The organism is Sphingomonas swuensis, assembly GCF_039538045.1.
Lineage (GTDB): Bacteria > Pseudomonadota > Alphaproteobacteria > Sphingomonadales > Sphingomonadaceae > Sphingomicrobium > Sphingomicrobium swuense.
Genome location: NZ_BAABBQ010000001.1, coordinates 593,025 through 609,250, shown reverse-complemented (window position 1 = coordinate 609,250; position 16,226 = coordinate 593,025). Strand labels below are relative to the sequence as shown.

The following is a 16,226-nucleotide window of genomic DNA, read 5'->3' as shown; positions in this document are numbered from 1 at the left end:
TCAGCGCCTCAGCGGCTTCGCACGGCGCACGGACGCCGAGCAGGTGGCATAAGCGAGTTCGGCCCTGTTCAAGGTGTAGAAGTGGAAGTGGCGGATCCCGCCGGCATAGAGCTGGCCGCACAGTTCGGCGGCGAGGCTCGCGGCGATCAGCTGGCGCGCCGCCGGAAGGCTGTCGAGCCCCTCGAACATCGCGTCCATCCAGCCCGGGATCTCGGCCCCGCACAGCCCGGCGAACTTGCGGGTCTGGGCGACGTTGCTGACCGGCAGGATGCCGGGGACGATCTCGGCGTCGATCCCCGCCGCCGCCGCCCGGTCGCGAAAGCGGAAGAAGGCGTCGGCCGAAAAGAAGAACTGGCTGATCGCGCGGTCGGCGCCGGCGTCGACCTTGCGTTTGAGGTTGTCGAGGTCGCTGTCCGGGCAGTGCGCCTGCGGGTGGACCTCGGGATAGCAGGCGACCGAGATCTCGAATGGCGCGACCTCCTTCAGGCCCGCGACCAGCGCCGCCGCATCGGCATAGCCGTCAGGCCGCGGCGCATAGTCGCGCCCTTCCTCGGGGGGATCGCCGCGAAGCGCCACGATATGCCGCACGCCCGCTTCCCAGTAGCGCCGCGCGATCTCGTCGATCTCGGCCCGGCTGGCGTCGACGCAGGTGAGGTGCGCGGCGGCCGGAAGGCTTGTTTCCGATGCGATCCGGGCCACCGTCTGGTGGGTCCGCTCGCGGGTCGAACCGCCCGCGCCATAGGTCACCGAGACGAACCTCGGGCACGGCGGCGCGAGCATCTGGATCGAGCGCCACAGGGTTTCGCTCATCGCCTCGGTCTTGGGCGGGAAGAATTCGAAGCTGACGTCGATGTCGCCGCGGGCATGGGCGAACAGCGGGGGCGGCTCGGCCGCGGGAAGCGGCACCGAGGCGAGTGCGGAACGGGTCATGCGGCCTTCCTCCGGCTTGCCGTGGCCTCGGGCAGGCTCCCGGCCCACAAGGTCACCGTCAGTTCGCCCCCCGCGAGGTGACGCACCACGCGCCCCTCCAGTCCCGCTTCCTCGAGCCAGCCGATCACTGCCTCGTCGGCGAAGCCGAGCCGGGCGTGCTGCGCCGAGTCGCGCAATTCCTCGCGCTCGTGCGGCGCGAAGTCGATCACCAGCAACCGTCCGCCGGCGCGCAGCAACCGCGCGCCCTCGCGGATCGCCGAGGCCGGCGAATGGGCATAATGAAGCACCTGGTGGAGGAGGACGACGTCGGCCTCACCGTCGGGCAGCGGAAGCGCGTACATGTCGCCCTGGCGCAGCGAGACCGCCTGGATTCCCGCCGTCTCCAATTTGACCCGCGCCAGCCGCAGCATTTCGGTCGAACGGTCGATCCCGATGCTCTGCCGGGCCTGAGCGCCGAACAGCTCGATCATCCGCCCGGTCCCGGTGCCGACGTCGACCAGCCGGTCGATCGCGCCCTCCCCGACCGCCTCGAGGATCGCCGCTTCGACCTCGCTCTCGGCGATGTGGAGCGAGCGGATCTGGTCCCATTCGGCGGCATGGGCGGTGAAATAGCGCGCGGCGGCCTCGGCCCGGTCGGCGCGTACTGCCGTCAGCCGGGTGCGATCGGCCTCGAACTGGCGCTCGGCTGCCCCGTCGGCGGCCGCGCCGATCAGCGCGAACAGCGGCTCGACCAGTTCGGGCCGGCCGAGCTGGAGGAACACCCAGCTGCCTTCCTTGCGGCGCTCGATGATCCCCGCGTCGGCCATGATCTTGAGGTGGCGGCTGACCCGCGGCTGGCTCTGCCCGAGCACCTGCGCAAGTTCGCCGACGGTCAGCTCCATCTCGCGCAGAAGCGCAAGCAGCCGAAGCCGGCTGGCATCGGCGAGCGCCTGGAAGAGGTCGGCGAGAGGAAGGGCTTGGACCATGATTTAACGATATAAAGATATCTTTATATCAGCAACCCTTGACCGCCCCTTTTTCGGTTCGTCGCAAATGAGAATTGCGCAGGGGTCGACTCTCACCTAAATCCGCGCGCTGGCCAGACCCAAATATGGGGTGGTCGCTTGGGCCACTCTCTCAACTCAAGGGGAGAGAAGGGCTTCATAAACAAAGGGATGGAAACCGATATGAAGAAGATCGCTCTCGCCGCCGTCGCGGTTCTGGGTCTCGGCCTCGCGGCTTGCCAGGACAATGCTCCGGACAACAACGTCTCGACCGAGAACACCATCGAGACCGAAGCTGCCGCCGACACCAACTCGGCCCTGAACGCCACCGACAACCTCGGCGCCGCCACCGACAACGCCCTCGACGCCGCTGGCAACAGCCTGTCGAACGCCGGCAACGCTGTCGAGAACACCGCTGAGGACGTCGCCAACGGCCAGGACAACGTCGCGGGTCAGTAAGCCCCACGACGCCTGAACAAGGCAAAGGGAAGGGCCGTCCGGGCGACCGGGCGGCCCTTTTCCTTTGTCGGTCCCGTTCGCGTTAACCCGCTGCATTGGCCTGCCTGCTAGCCTCCGTCCTCGATGGCGGAAGCGGCGACCATGAGCGAAGCCAAGGATCAAGGCAGCGAGGACAAGGCCTGGCGCCTGCTGACCGCTGCCGGCTGGATGGTCGCGGGCCTGTTCGCCGCGCGCACCTTGCTGGCGAACGCGCCCGAGCCGCTTCTCCATATCGTCCTGTTGCTGCCTCTCTTCGGGGCCGCGCTGCTGCTCCATGAAGCCGGGCATGCCCTCGGCGCGCTGGTGGTTGGATGGCGCATCCTGGCGGTCGCGGCGGGGCCACTCGGCTATCATCTCGCCAATCGCCAGCTCGTCTACGTGCCGCCCCGGCGCAGGGCCGACATCGGGGGCTTCGTCATCGCCTTCCCGGCCCGGCCGACGGTCTGGACTCGCGAGAGCGAAGTCATCTTCACGGCTGGCGGGCCCACGGCAAGCCTGTTCGGCGCCCTCCCCCTCCTCGTCAGCGCCGATAACATGGCCGGCGCCTTCGCCATCCTCTCGCTCGCGACGGCTTTGCTTTCGCTGCTGCCCTACCGGTCGGAGTTCGCCGAAAGCGACGGCACGCACCTCTGGCATCTCGCCACCGGCCGTGGCCGAGCAAGTCCCGAATGGCGCGCCAGCCAAATGCTCCACGAGCTCGTCCGCCACCAGCTTCGCCTGCGCGAGCTGCCCGCCTGGATGCTGGACGAAGCCCTCGCCTCGACAGACTCCGATGCCCGCCGCTCGGCCGAGGCCCTGCGCGTCAGCATCGCGCTCGACCGTGGCGGCGACCCCGCCCCTGCCCGCCGGATTCTCGACGACTTTCGCGCGGCCCATGGCGGCTCGCTATGGCTCGACCTTTGCGATGCCTATCTCGCCGCCGCCCGCGAAGCCCGGCCGGAGCATGCCCGAGCGCTCCTCGCCGACCTCGTCGTCGAGCAGGAGGACATGCGCCCCTTGCACCTCGCCGCGAGCGCCGCGAGCGCCGCCGCCGACGGAAACCGGCCGCGGGCCCTCGACGAACTCGAAACGCTCGATGCCCTGCTCGGCGCGCGCGACCTGTTCGAGGACCCGACCTTTCGCGACCTCCGCGCCGAGATCCGCGCGCTGGCTGAGCTTCAGAGCGGGATCGGCACCGCTCCGACCTTGACGTCGGCATCGGCGAGCGTGTCGGGCGGCAACAGTGCCCGCACCCTCTCCACCTCGGCGGCGGTCGGCACCGTCACCTCGAAGCATTCGGTCCTGGGATTGTAGCCGTGGGTCCAGCCGCCGAGGCTGGCGCCCCGCAACCGCTCGTCGATCCGCTCGCGCGTCGCCGCGATATCCTCCCGGGTCCGCTTGGCGCTCCGAACCACGATCCGGTCGCGGATCTCGGCCGGGGCCAGCCGCGCCACCGTCTCCAGTGGAGGCGGGCGGGTGAAGGTGGCGACCACCTGCCAGCGCGGCTCATGCTCGATGAAGAGGTCGCTGAAGCCCTCGACTTGCCCGACCCGCTCGATGAACGGGGAGACGAACGGTTCGAGCCGCGCGCTGTCGGGGCTGATCGCGGTGCTGACCGGCGCGGAGCCCGGCCGGCAGCCGACCGAGGCCGCTGCCGCCGCGGGTTCCTTCGGCCCGGGAGCGCAGCCCGCCATGGCCAGCATTGCGAGAGGGGTCGGCAGCAGGATCCGCATCAGACCCCAAATGAAAGGGCCGGGGGATCGCTCCCCCGGCCCTTCCTGACTGACTGGCTGGTGGCCGGACTTAGAAGTCCATGCCGCCCATGCCGCCCATTCCGCCCGGCATGCCGCCGGCGGCCGAGCCCTTGTCGTCCGGAAGCTCGCTGACCGCCGCTTCGGTGGTGATCAGCAGGCCGGCGACCGAGGCCGCGTCCTGGAGGGCGGTGCGGACGACCTTGGTCGGGTCGATCACGCCGGCCGCGACCAGGTTCTCGTAGGTGTCGGTCTGGGCATTGAAGCCGAGGTTGGTGTCGCCACCGTCCAGGAGCTTGCCCGAGATCACCGCACCGTCATGACCGGCGTTGGACGCGATCTGGCGGACCGGCGCGTAGAGCGCCTTGCGGATGATGTCGACGCCGCGGGTCTGGTCGTCGTTCTGGCCCTTGAGGCCCTCGATCGCCTTGGTCGCGTAGAGGAGCGCGGTACCGCCGCCGGGGACGATGCCTTCCTCGACCGCGGCGCGGGTCGCGTGGAGCGCGTCGTCGACGCGATCCTTACGCTCCTTGACCTCGACCTCGGTCGAACCACCGACCTTGATCACGGCGACACCGCCGGCGAGCTTGGCGAGGCGCTCCTGGAGCTTCTCGCGGTCATAGTCGCTCGAGGTGACCTCGATCTGCTGGCGGATCGCGGCGACGCGGCCCTCGATGCCTTCCTTCTGGCCGGCACCGTCGACGATCGTGGTGTTGTCCTTGTCGATGGTGACGCGCTTGGCGGTGCCGAGCATGCCCACGGTGACGTTCTCGAGCTTGATGCCGAGATCCTCCGAGATCATCTCGCCGCCGGTCAGGATAGCGATGTCCTCGAGCATCGCCTTGCGGCGATCACCGAAGCCCGGCGCCTTGACGGCCGCGACCTTGAGGCCGCCGCGCAGCTTGTTGACGACCAGGGTCGCAAGCGCCTCGCCCTCGATGTCCTCGGCGATGATCAGCAGCGGACGACCCGACTGCACGACCGCCTCGAGGATCGGAAGCATCGCCTGGAGGTTCGAGAGCTTCTTCTCGTGGATGAGGATGTAGGGGTCGGAAAGCTCGACCTGCATCTTCTCGGGGTTGGTGATGAAGTAGGGCGACAGGTAGCCGCGGTCGAACTGCATGCCCTCGACGACGTCCAGCTCGAACTCGAGGCCCTTGGCCTCCTCGACGGTGATGACGCCTTCCTTGCCGACCTTGTCCATCGCCTCGGCGATCTTCTCGCCGACTTCACGATCGCCGTTGGCCGAGATGATTCCGACCTGGGCGACTTCGCCCGAGTTGGCGACGGGCTTGGAGCGCGCCTTGATGTCCTCGACGACCTTGCTGACGGCGAGGTCGATGCCCCGCTTCAGGTCCATCGGGTTCATTCCGGCCGCGACCGACTTCATGCCCTCGCGGACGATCGCCTGGGCGAGAACGGTGGCGGTGGTGGTGCCGTCGCCGGCGAGGTCGTTGGTCTTCGAGGCCACTTCGCGCAGCATCTGCGCGCCCATGTTCTCGAACTTGTCCTTGAGCTCGATCTCCTTGGCGACGGTGACGCCGTCCTTGGTGATGCGCGGCGCGCCGAAGCTCTTGTCGATGACGACGTTGCGGCCCTTGGGCCCGAGGGTCACCTTGACCGCGTCGGCGAGGATGTCGACGCCGCGCAGGATGCGCTCACGCGCGTCGCGGCCGAATTTTACGTCCTTGGAAGCCATGTTGGCAGATCCCTTGATTGTGCCCCGGCGAAGGCCGGGGTCCAGCTGTTAGAAGAAGTCCGGGTCCCGACCTTGGTCGGGGATCGGGTCATGAAGTCAGCCGACGATCCCGAGGATGTCGCTTTCCTTCATGATGATCAGGTCCTCGCCGCCGACCTTGACCTCGGTGCCCGACCACTTGCCGAACAGGATCTTGTCGCCGGCCTTGACCTCCAGCGGAGTGATCGTGCCGGTGTCCGAACGGGCACCGGTGCCGACGGCGACGACTTCGCCTTCCTGCGGCTTTTCCTTGGCGGTGTCGGGGATGATGATCCCGCCCGCGGTCTTCGCCTCGGCCTCGGTCCGACGGACCAGAACGCGATCGTGAAGCGGCCTGAAAGCCATGTGTAAGCCCCTCATGTTGCTCATGTGAATGGTTCACGCTGGCACTCGCTCGAAGAGAGTGCCAGCGATGATCGGGCATATGGGTGGGGGGTTTTCCGCCGTCAACGGCCTGTTGTTCATTTTTCCGCAAGACGAAGGCGGACCACCTTTTGGCTTGCCTCAGCGCGCCTCGACCAGCCCCAGCTTCTCGCGCCGCGACCAGCGCCACAGCATCAGCACGCTGACCACCGCCAGCCCGAGCGCGAGCCCGGTCCAGATGCCCTCGCCGCGCCAGCCGGCACCGAAGGCGAGGCCGACCCCGCTCCCAAGCCCGACCGCCCAGTAGCCGAAGGCGGCGTAGAGCATCGGCACGCGCGTGTCCTGGAGCCCGCGGAGCATCGCCGCGCCGACCACCTGCGCCCCGTCGGCGAGCTGGAACACCGCCGCGATCAGCAGGAACTTGACCGCCAGCGCCAGCACCGCGGCATTCTCCGGGCGCCCTTCGGACAGGAACAGCCCGGCAAGCTCGCCCGGGAACAGCCAGATGATGCTCGCCGCCACGCTCATGAAGGCCATCGCGACTGCCAGTGCGACCTTGCCGGCAAGCCCGACCCAGGCCCGGTCGCCCGCGCCATAGGCGATCCCGATCCGCACCGTCACCGCCTGCGCAAGGCCGAGCGGGACCATGAAGCTGACGCTGGCGAGCTGGAGCGCGATGACGTGCGCCGCGACCGAGGTCGTGTCGATCAGCCCCATCAGGAACACCGCGCAGGAAAAGACGCTGACCTCGAACGCCCAGACGATCCCGATCGGAACCCCGACCTTGGCAAGTTCGACGAAACGCTGGCGGTCGAACCGCCACCAGCGCCCGAACAGGTGCATCCGCCGGAAGGTGCGCGAACGGTGCAGCACCAGCCCCATCGCAAGCGCCATCAGCAGGGTCGTGATTAGGCTCGCCAGCGCCGACCCGGTCAGCCCGAGCGCCGGCGCACCCCAGTAGCCGAAGATCAGCATCCAGTTGAGCACGGCGTTCACCGCCACCCCGCCGAGCGCCACCGCGAGCGCCACCAGCGTCCGGTCGAAGGCGGTCAGCGCGGTCCGGAACAGCGCCACCAGCAACGCCGGCAGCAGCGCCCACATCAGCACCCGGGCGAACCGTCCCGCGCCTTCCGACAGGACCGGGTCCTGCCCGAGCAGCAGGAACAGCCGCTCGCTGTTCCACAGCAGCAGCCAGCCGGCGAGGCAGTAGACGCCGACCAGCCAGATCCCCATTCGGAAGGTCCGCCGACTGTCGCGGATCGCGTGCCGCCGCCGCCCGAGCGCGGCCGCGATCAGCGGCGCGGCGCCGACCGCGAGGCCGGTGCCGCTGAACATCACCAGGCTGTAGAGGTTGACCGCCAGCGCCGAGGAGGCGAGCTCGCGCGCGCCCAGCCGGCCGAGCATCAGCACGTCGGTGGTGGTGATCGCGATCCCCGCCAGGTTGGCGAGTACCAGCGGCCACGCCAGCCGGAGCATGGCCGACACTTCCTCGCGGGTGCTCTTGGGGGCTTCGACCAGGACGGGCATCGCCGCGCGGTAGGGATGGGCGGCATTGGGAGCAACCCGCCAGCACCTCCCCGTCGCGCAGCAATGCAGGGGGAATCACGAGGCACTGCCGAGCATTGAAAGGGGTCCACGAAGGTCGTCCCGGCGGAGGCGGGGCCCAGCCGCCCGGAGCCCCAGCTCCCTCCCGCGATCGAGCCACCCCGCCCCTTCGACGAACGCCGCTTCCCCTCTTCCCACCCCTCCCCTATCAACCCCGGCAACAACGAAGGACACAAGCATGCGCGTGGCGAAGGCGATCTGGGGACTGCTGGTAGGGGTCAAGGACGCGCTCGTCCTGCTCTTCATGATCCTGTTCTTCGCCGGGCTCTATGCCCTGCTCAATGCCCGTCCCGCCCCCACCGTCAGCGACGGCGTGCTGATGCTCGACCTGTCGGGCGGAGTCGTCGAGCAGCCGGCCGAGGAAGGCTTCGCCGCGGTCGGCGGAAGCGCGGGACCGCGCCCGGTCGCGCTCCGCGACGTCCGTGCCGCCCTGCTCCGCGCCCGTACCGACGAGCGGGTCAAGGCGGTCGCGCTCGATCTCGACGGCTTCTCCGCCGGTCAGACCGTCATCGCCGACCTCGGCGACAGCCTCGGCGAGCTGAAGCGCGCGGGCAAGCCGGTGCTCGCCTACGCCACCGGCTACAGCGACGACGGCTATCAGCTCGCCGCCCATGCCGGCGAGGTGTGGCTCAACCCGATGGGCACCGTCCAGCTGATGGGCCCCGGCGGCAACAACCTCTATTTCGCCGGGCTGCTCGACAAGCTCGGGGTCACCGCGAACGTCTACAAGGTCGGCAAGTTCAAGAGCGCGGTCGAGCCCTTCACCCGCTCAGACATGAGCCCCGAGGCCCGCGAGAATGCGCAGGCGCTCGCCGGCTCGCTGTTCGAGACCTGGCGCGACGACGTCCGCCGGGCGCGTCCGCAGGCCAATGTCGAGGCCGCGCTGCGCGGTCCGGTCCAGCTGGTCCAGGCCGCCGGGGGCGACTTCGCCCGCGCCGCGGTCCAGGCGAAGCTGGTCGACAAGGTCGGCGAGAAGCGCGCCTTCGAGGCCCGCCTCGCCGAGCTTGGCGGCGCCGACGACAAGCTTCGCGGCGGCTACAAGCGGATCCGCCTCGACCGCTACATCGCCGCCGAGGTCAAGCAGGACACGAGCGGCCCGATCGGCGTCGTCACCGTTGCCGGCAATATCGTCGACGGCCGCGCCGGGCTCGGCACCGCGGGCGGCGACAGCATCGCCGAGGCGATCGAGAAGGGCATCCGCGGCGGCAAGATCAAGGCGCTGGTGGTGCGGATCGACTCGCCCGGCGGCTCGGCGCTCGCCTCGGAGCGGATCCGCCAGGCGCTGCTCCAGGCGCGCCAGAAGAATATCCCGGTGGTCGCCTCGATGGGCAATGTCGCGGCGTCCGGCGGCTATTGGGTCTCGACCGCGGCGCAGCATGTCTTCGCCGAGCCCTCGACCATCACCGGCTCGATCGGCGTGTTCGGGATCCTTCCGAGCTTCCAGGGTTCGCTCAGCAAGCTCGGGATCGCCGCCGACGGGGTCAAGACCACCCCGCTGTCGGGCGAGCCCGACCTTCTCAAGGGCCCCTCGCCCGAGGCCGGGCAACTGGTCCAGCTCGGGGTCGAGAGCATCTACGGCAAGTTCCTCGGGATCGTCGCCGAGGCCCGCCGCAAGACCCCGCAGCAGGTGGACGCGATCGGCCAGGGACGGGTCTGGTCGGGCGGCCAGGCGCGCCAGATCGGGCTCGTCGACCAGTTCGGCGGGATGGACGAGGCGATCGCCAAGGCGGCCGAACTGGCCAGGCTCGACGAGGACAATCGCGGGATCACCTGGCTCGAGCGCAAGAAGGGCTGGCAGGCCGAGCTCGCCGGGCTGCTCCGCGACGACGACGAGGATTCGGCCTCCGAGGACGACCCCTTCGCGTCGCTCCGCGCCCAGCCCGACCTCGTCGCGCTGGCGGCGCTGCGCGAGGCCGAGCTGCTGCTCTCGGGCCCGACCATCCAGGCCCGCTGCCTCGCCTGCGGCACCCCGGAGACGCGCTCCTCGGCTCCGACCCCCCGCCAGGGCTGGCTCGCCACCCTCCTCGCCTTGCTCTCGTGAGGCGTTCGCGCTAAGGGGCCGGCCGTCTTTCCGGGCGCAATCGCGGGGAAGCCGTCCGCTCAGCTGCTCATCGTCCCCCGTCTTCGGGAGGCAGGCGCTCGGTCCGGTCGGTTTGCCGCACCCGCGTCCGGAACGGCTCGTCCGTCGGCATGAGGTCGGCGCGGCGAACAACGAACCAACGCTTGCCAGGCCCGCCTGATGGAAAGCCGCCCCCAACCGGGCGGCTGGCGGCAAACCGACCGAGCTTTTGAAGGACGACCCTTTTCCTATGGCGACAGCCGCACAGCCGACCCGCGACGATTTCGCGGCCCTCCTCAACGAAAGCCTTGGTGGCGAGAACGAGGCCTTCGAGGGCCGCGTCGTCCAGGGCACCGTCACCGCCATCGAGAATGACCTCGCGGTCATCGACGTCGGTCTCAAGAGCGAAGGCCGCGTTCCCCTGCGCGAGTTCGCCGCCCCCGGCCAGAAGGCCGAGCTCAAGGTCGGCGACCAGGTCGAAGTCTATGTTGACCGCGTCGAGAACTCGCAGGGCGAAGCGATGCTCAGCCGCGACCGCGCCCGCCGCGAAGCCGCCTGGGACAAGCTCGAGGGTGAGTTCGCCGCTGGCAACCGCGTCGAGGGCGTGATCTTCGGCCGCGTCAAGGGCGGCTTCACCGTCGACCTCGGCGGCGCCGTCGCCTTCCTCCCCGGCAGCCAGGTCGACATCCGCCCGGTCCGCGACGTGCAGCCGCTGATGGACCTGCCGCAGCCGTTCCAGGTGCTGAAGATGGACCGCCGCCGCGGCAACATCGTCGTGTCGCGCCGCGCCATCCTCGAGGAAACCCGCGCCGAGCAGCGTTCGGGCCTCATCCAGAGCCTGGCCGAGGGCCAGATCATCGAGGGCGTGGTCAAGAACATCACCGACTACGGCGCCTTCGTCGACCTCGGCGGGATCGACGGCCTGCTGCACGTCACCGACATCAGCTACAAGCGCGTCAACCACCCCTCGGAGGTGCTCGAGATCGGCGCCACCGTGAAGGTGCAGATCATCCGCATCAACCGCGAGACCCAGCGCATCAGCCTCGGCATGAAGCAGCTCGAGAGCGATCCGTGGGAAGGCGCGCAGGCCAAGTATCCGGTCGGCGGCGTGTTCCAGGGCCGCGTGACGAACATCACCGAATATGGTGCTTTCGTCGAGCTCGAGCCGGGCATCGAGGGCCTCGTCCACGTCTCCGAGATGAGCTGGACCAAGAAGAACGTCCACCCGGGCAAGATCGTCAGCACTTCGCAGGAAGTCGACGTCAAGGTCCTCGAGGTCGACGGCGAGAAGCGCCGCATCAGCCTCGGCCTCAAGCAGGCCCAGACCAACCCGTGGAGCGACTTCGCCGAGAAGCACCCGGTCGGCAGCCAGGTCGAGGGCGAAGTCAAGAACGCCACCGAATTCGGCCTGTTCATCGGTCTCGACGGCGACGTCGACGGCATGGTCCACATGTCGGACATCGCCTGGGGCGTGTCGGGCGAGGAAGCGCTTGCGCTTCACCGCAAGGGTGAGACCGTCCAGGCGGTCGTGCTCGACGTCGACGCCGAGAAGGAGCGCATCAGCCTCGGCATGAAGCAGCTCGAGCGCGGCGGTGTCGCGACCGGCGCGACTCCGGGCGACGGCGCTCGCAAGGGCGAGGTCAAGACCGTGACCGTGCTCGAGGTCATGGACGGTGGTCTCACCGTTCAGGTCGGCGACGATGGGCCCACCGGCTTCATCAAGCGCTCGGATCTCGGCCGCGACCGCGACGAGCAGCGTCCGGAGCGCTTCCAGGTCGGCCAGAAGTTCGACGCCCAGGTGACCGGCACCGACCGCTCCAAGAAGCCGACCTTCTCGATCAAGGCGATGCAGATCGCCGAGGAGAAGCAGGCCGTGGCGCAGTATGGTTCGTCGGACTCGGGTGCGTCGCTCGGCGACATCCTCGGCGCCGCTCTGGAGCGTGCCAACAAGAAGTAAGTCGGCAAAGCCCCCATTTCGCGGGCACTTGCAGTCGGACCTCACATCTGACAGCTTGTGTCCCGCGGGTGGGGGCCCGTTGACCAACGAGAGGGGCGGGAACGAGACAATGATCCGGTCGGAACTGGTGCAGAAGCTCTGCCACGATTTTCCCGATCTCACCCAGCGCGACATCGAGCTGGTGGTGTCCAGCCTGTTCGACCAGATCACCGAGCAGCTCGCCCAGGGCGGCCGGGTCGAACTCCGCGGCTTCGGCGCCTTCTCCACCCGCCGCCGCGATGCCCGTACCGGGCGCAATCCCCGCACCGGCGAACAGGTCGAGGTGGACGCCAAGAAGGTCCCCTATTTCAAGCCGGGCAAGGAGATGCGCGAGCGTCTCAACCTGAGCGAAGTCACCGCCGAATAGGCTGGTTCACGTGCCCGGGATCATCTTGACTACGGGCTTTGATACAATTGCGGCATCGTCACTCAATGTGACATTGCGGAGCCGATGACCGGCAGTCCTGCCCTCTCCAGCCGTATCGCCGAACTCGAGGCCGAGCTTGCCGAACTCCGTGCCGAGCAGGCGCGCGAGGCCGACGGAGCGATGCTCAAGGTCCTTCTCGACGACATCGAGAAGCGCCACGCGGTCGAGCGGCGGCTGCACCGCGCCGAGGAATGGCTCCACCTCGCCGAGGAAGCGGGCCGGGTCTCGGCCTATACCTTCGACTTCGCCACCGGCACCCTCGACTGGTCGCCCTCGACCCTCGCGCTCTACGGCTTCCCGCTCGACGAGCAGCCGACGCTCGGACGCTGGCTCGCCGCCATCCACCCCGCCGACCGCCCCGCGGTCCAGGCGATCGCCGACCACGCGCTCCAGCATCATGGCGACGTCGACCACCGCTTCCGCATCGTCGGGCCCGGCGGCTGGCGCTGGATCGAGGACCGCGGGCGGATCGTCCGCAACGAGGACGGAAGCGCCGCGCGCCTCGTCGGCATCAACATCGACGTCACCGAGCTGGTCGAGCTCGAGCGCCGCGCCAGCCTCGACGGCGAGCGCCTCCGACTCGCCCTCGCCGCCGGCCGCAATGCCTGCTGGGATTGGGACCTCGTCACCAACCAGGTGACCTGGGACCAGCAGCTCGGCGTGCTCGCCGGCGTCGCCGACTTCGGCGGCGATTTCGACAGCTTCTGGGCACTCGTCCATGACGAGGACAAGCCCCGGGTCCGAGCCGCGCTCGACAGGGCGCTCGCCACCGGCAGCGACTATCGGGTCGAGTTCCGGATGGTCCGCGAGGATGGCAGCATCCGCTGGACCTTCACCCAGGCCAAGGTCGTGCAGGACGCGGACGGCAAGCCGGTCCGGCTGGTCGGCATCGACAGCGACATCACCGAGACCAAGCTCGCGCATCTCGCCCTCAACGAAAGCAGGCTGTTCCTCGTCTCGGTGCTCGGCGCGTCGCCCGACTGCATCAAGGTCATCGAACCCGACGGCACGATCAGCTTCATGAACAGCAACGGCCAGCTGCTGATGGACATCGCTGACTTCGAGGCGATCCGAGGCAAGCGCTGGGTCGACCTGTGGCCGGCCGAAGCCGCGCCGCTGCTCGAACATGCGCTGTCCGAGGCGGTGGCGGGCCGCCGCTCGCGCTTCGATGCCGCCTGCCCGACCGCCGCCGGGACGCCCAAATGGTGGGACGTCAGCGTCGCTCCGATCACGGCCGAGGACGGCACGGTCGAGCGCATCCTGTCGATCTCGCGCGACGTCACCGATCGCAAGGACGCCGACGATCAGCTCCAGCTGCTCAACGCCGAGCTTCACCACCGGATCAAGAACACCCTCGCGACCGTCCAGGCGCTCGCCCGCGCGACCCTTCGCAGCCATTCCGACCCGGCCCAGTTCGAAGCCGCCTTCTCGAGCCGACTGGAGTCGCTCGGAAAGACCTATGGGCTGCTTCGAAGCGGACCCCAGGCCGCCACCTTAAGCGAGCTGGTCGAGGCCGAGCTCGGACCGTTCGGCGGCCGCTCGGACGCGCTCGCGATCGGCGGTCCGGAAGTGCTGCTTTCATCCAACGCCGCCGTGTCGGTCGGCATGATCCTCCACGAACTCACCACCAACGCCTCCAAATATGGCGCGCTGGCAAGTCCCGGGGGCAAGCTCGCAGTCGACTGGACCATCGAGGACGGCAATGTCGCGCTGTCCTGGCGCGAGCATTGCGGAGACCCCGTCGCCCCGGCGGCGCCGGCCTCGGACGGCGGCTTTGGCTCGAAGCTCATCGACCGCCTTACCCGTCAGCTCGACGGCAAGGTCACACGCGTGTGGAGCGACGATGGCCTGTCACTCACCTGCCGCTTCCGCCAGTCCGCCGACTGAGCGCACGCGCCCGAGGCGGCGTCCCGCGGTACCTACTTGATAAGTAGGACTTCGTTTGTTCTATCCTCGCGATGGACTCACCCGATCGCGACGAACCTTCCTACGCCGACGTCATCGCCGAGGCGCCCGAACTCCACCGCGCCGATGGCTGGACCGCCGAGCGGCGGGTTCGCTTCCTCGACCTTCTCGCCGAGCATGGTTCGGTCACCAATGCCGCGCAGGCGGTCGGCCTGACCCGCCACTCCGCACGCAAGCTGCGGCTTCGTGCGCCCGCCTTCCGCGCCGCCTATGACGAGGCTCTGCGCGAAACCACCGCGATCCTTGCCGACACCTTGTTCGACCGCGCGATCCACGGGACCGAGCAGCCAATCGTCTACAAGGGCGAGGTCGTCGCGACCCGGATCCAGCACCATGACCGGCTCGGCATGTATCTGCTTCGGGTCCGCGATCCCGCCAATTATGCGCCGGTCGGCGAGCGCCTCCGCTGGCTCGACCGACAGGACCGCGACGCCGCCCCGACGCTCCCGCCCGCGGCCGCCGCGAACGACAATGACGAGGACGCGCCGCCGGTTAGCGACGAGAACCTGCTCACCAGGGTAACAAGGGTAACTTCGGCCGGGTCGCCCGCTCCGGGCGACCCCTCAGATCGCGACCGGGGCGGCGATGTGGGGATGGGGATCGTAGTCCTCGATGACGAAGTCCTCGAGCTCGTAGCCGAACAGGTCCTGCCCGCGGTCGCGGATGGTCAGCCTGGGCAGCGCCCGAACCTCGCGGCCGAGCTGCAGCCGAGCCTGGTCGAGATGGTTGGAATAGAGGTGGACGTCGCCGCCGGTCCACACGAACACCCCCGGCTCGAGCCCGCACTCGCGCGCCAGCATGTGGGTCAGCAGTGCGTAGGAAGCGATGTTGAACGGCACCCCGAGGAAGAAGTCGGCGCTCCGCTGGTAGAGCTGGAGGTTGAGCCGCCCCGCCGCGACCTGGGTCTGGAACAGGCAGTGGCAGGGCGCCAGCGCCATCCGACCGAGCTCGCCGGGGTTCCAGGCGGTGACGATCTGCCGCCGGCTCGCCGGATCCTTGCGGATCAGCGCGACCAGTTCGCGGATCTGGTCGATGTGGCGCCCGTCGGCACTCTCCCAGTCGCGCCACTGCTTGCCGTAGACGGGCCCTAGGTCGCCATTCTCGTCGGCCCATTCGTCCCAGATGCTGACCTTGCGCTCCTGCAGCCAGCGGACGTTGGTGTCGCCGTTGAGGAACCACAGAAGCTCGACGATGATCGAGCGCAGGTGCAGCTTCTTGGTGGTGACCAGCGGGAAGCCGTCGCGAAGGTCGAATCGCATCTGCGCCCCGAACAGCGACAGAGTCCCCGTCCCGGTCCGGTCCTCCTGCGGCACCCCCTCGTCGAGGATCCGCGCCATGAGCTCGTGATAGGCCTGCATGCGGGCCAGCCTAGCCGCTCCCATCGTCCCAAGCGAGACCGTTCCCCTGCGAAAGCGGGGCCCAGCGATCTTGCTCCAAAACCGACCAAACTCCCCGCCGATCGCATCAGAGCGGACCCGACTTCGCTAGGCATCGCCCGGCCGCGAACGGTAACCATGCCTCATGCTTCAGCGTGCCGAATCTCCTGTTGCACTCACCGGCGTCGAGGCGAGCCGGTCCTTCTTCGCCCCCTGCTTCCACGGCCAGTCGTCCGAACGGCTGTGGGTCGCCCATGTCGACGAGGAGGCGCGCTGCATCCACCTCGCCAGCTACGACGGCAGCCTCGACCAGGACGACATGCCGGTCCGCTCGATCATCGGCGATGCCATCAGGCTCGACAGCGCGGGCGTGGTCCTCGCCCACAACCATCCGGGCGGCAACGCCCTGCCCTCGCGTTCGGACAAGGTCTGCACCCGCAGCCTCGCCATCGCCGCCGAGGCGATCGACCTCACCCTGCTCGATCATCTGGTCTTCGCCGGCCCCGACTGCACCAGCTTCCGCCGCCTCGGACTGCTCTAGCCCGGCGCGCCCGGG

14 protein-coding genes are annotated in these 16,226 nt (G+C 68.9%); 7 read left to right on the top strand and 7 right to left on the bottom strand.

Annotation, left to right across the window (positions count from 1 at the left end):
• Entirely contained in the window at window positions 1-930 is a 930-nt protein-coding gene (gene metF / locus ABD727_RS03050) for a methylenetetrahydrofolate reductase [NAD(P)H] (protein ID WP_344705915.1), read from the bottom strand.
• Window positions 927-1,895, bottom strand: coding sequence for an ArsR/SmtB family transcription factor (locus ABD727_RS03045; RefSeq protein WP_344705914.1), 969 nt, complete (start codon window positions 1,893-1,895; stop codon window positions 927-929). Before ABD727_RS03045 ends, metF begins: the two co-directional genes overlap by 4 nt.
• A 201-nt stretch (window positions 1,896-2,096) precedes the next feature.
• On the opposite strand from ABD727_RS03045, the gene ABD727_RS03040 reads away from it, so the two are divergent.
• Window positions 2,097-2,372, top strand: a complete 276-nt coding sequence (locus ABD727_RS03040) for a hypothetical protein (RefSeq protein ID WP_344705913.1) — start codon at window positions 2,097-2,099, stop codon at window positions 2,370-2,372.
• Window positions 2,373-2,513: 141 nt separating this feature from the next.
• Window positions 2,514-3,704, top strand: a complete 1,191-nt coding sequence (locus tag ABD727_RS03035; protein ID WP_344705912.1) for a hypothetical protein — start codon at window positions 2,514-2,516, stop codon at window positions 3,702-3,704.
• A gap of 489 nt (window positions 3,705-4,193) precedes the next feature.
• On the opposite strand, the gene groL is transcribed toward ABD727_RS03035, so the two are convergent.
• The 3 genes from groL to ABD727_RS03020 form a co-directional block, all read right to left on the bottom strand.
• Window positions 4,194-5,840 (bottom strand): chaperonin GroEL, encoded by a 1,647-nt coding sequence (groL, locus tag ABD727_RS03030; RefSeq protein ID WP_344705911.1) that lies wholly within the window; start codon window positions 5,838-5,840, stop codon window positions 4,194-4,196.
• Between the two features lie 96 nt (window positions 5,841-5,936).
• Window positions 5,937-6,224 carry a co-chaperone GroES gene (gene groES / locus ABD727_RS03025; protein ID WP_344705910.1) on the bottom strand — a complete coding sequence of 96 codons (288 nt, stop codon included), beginning with the start codon at window positions 6,222-6,224 and terminating at the stop codon, window positions 5,937-5,939.
• Window positions 6,225-6,383: 159 nt separating this feature from the next.
• Entirely contained in the window at window positions 6,384-7,769 is a 1,386-nt protein-coding gene (locus ABD727_RS03020) for an MATE family efflux transporter (protein ID WP_344705909.1), read from the bottom strand.
• Window positions 7,770-8,025: 256 nt separating this feature from the next.
• Here ABD727_RS03020 and sppA point away from each other — a divergent pair, with 256 nt between their 5' ends.
• The 4 genes from sppA (at window position 8,026) to ABD727_RS03000 (ending at window position 14,216) form a co-directional block, all read left to right on the top strand.
• Complete coding sequence (gene sppA, locus ABD727_RS03015) at window positions 8,026-9,888, top strand: signal peptide peptidase SppA (protein WP_344705908.1); 1,863 nt, start codon at window positions 8,026-8,028, stop codon at window positions 9,886-9,888.
• A gap of 268 nt (window positions 9,889-10,156) precedes the next feature.
• The gene (gene rpsA, locus ABD727_RS03010; RefSeq protein ID WP_344705907.1) at window positions 10,157-11,863 is read left to right on the top strand and encodes a 30S ribosomal protein S1; all 1,707 of its coding nucleotides are present in this window, start codon (window positions 10,157-10,159) and stop codon (window positions 11,861-11,863) included.
• A 109-nt stretch (window positions 11,864-11,972) separates the two neighbouring features.
• Window positions 11,973-12,269, top strand: a complete 297-nt coding sequence (locus ABD727_RS03005) for an integration host factor subunit beta (RefSeq protein WP_344705906.1) — start codon at window positions 11,973-11,975, stop codon at window positions 12,267-12,269.
• A gap of 84 nt (window positions 12,270-12,353) precedes the next feature.
• Window positions 12,354-14,216, top strand: coding sequence for a sensor histidine kinase (locus ABD727_RS03000; protein WP_344705905.1), 1,863 nt, complete (start codon window positions 12,354-12,356; stop codon window positions 14,214-14,216).
• 77 nt (window positions 14,217-14,293) lie between these two features.
• On the opposite strand, the gene ABD727_RS02995 is transcribed toward ABD727_RS03000, so the two are convergent.
• Complete coding sequence (locus tag ABD727_RS02995; protein WP_344705904.1) at window positions 14,294-14,629, bottom strand: hypothetical protein; 336 nt, start codon at window positions 14,627-14,629, stop codon at window positions 14,294-14,296.
• Between the two features lie 228 nt (window positions 14,630-14,857).
• Window positions 14,858-15,652: a thymidylate synthase gene (locus tag ABD727_RS02990; RefSeq protein WP_344705903.1), complete on the bottom strand. Its 795-nt coding sequence runs from the start codon at window positions 15,650-15,652 to the stop codon at window positions 14,858-14,860.
• A 163-nt stretch (window positions 15,653-15,815) separates the two neighbouring features.
• Between ABD727_RS02990 and ABD727_RS02985 the strand changes: the two genes are divergently transcribed.
• A complete protein-coding gene (locus tag ABD727_RS02985) occupies window positions 15,816-16,211 on the top strand; it encodes a JAB domain-containing protein (protein WP_344705902.1) in 396 nt (131 codons plus the stop codon).
• The last annotated feature ends 15 nt before the right edge of the window (window positions 16,212-16,226 follow it).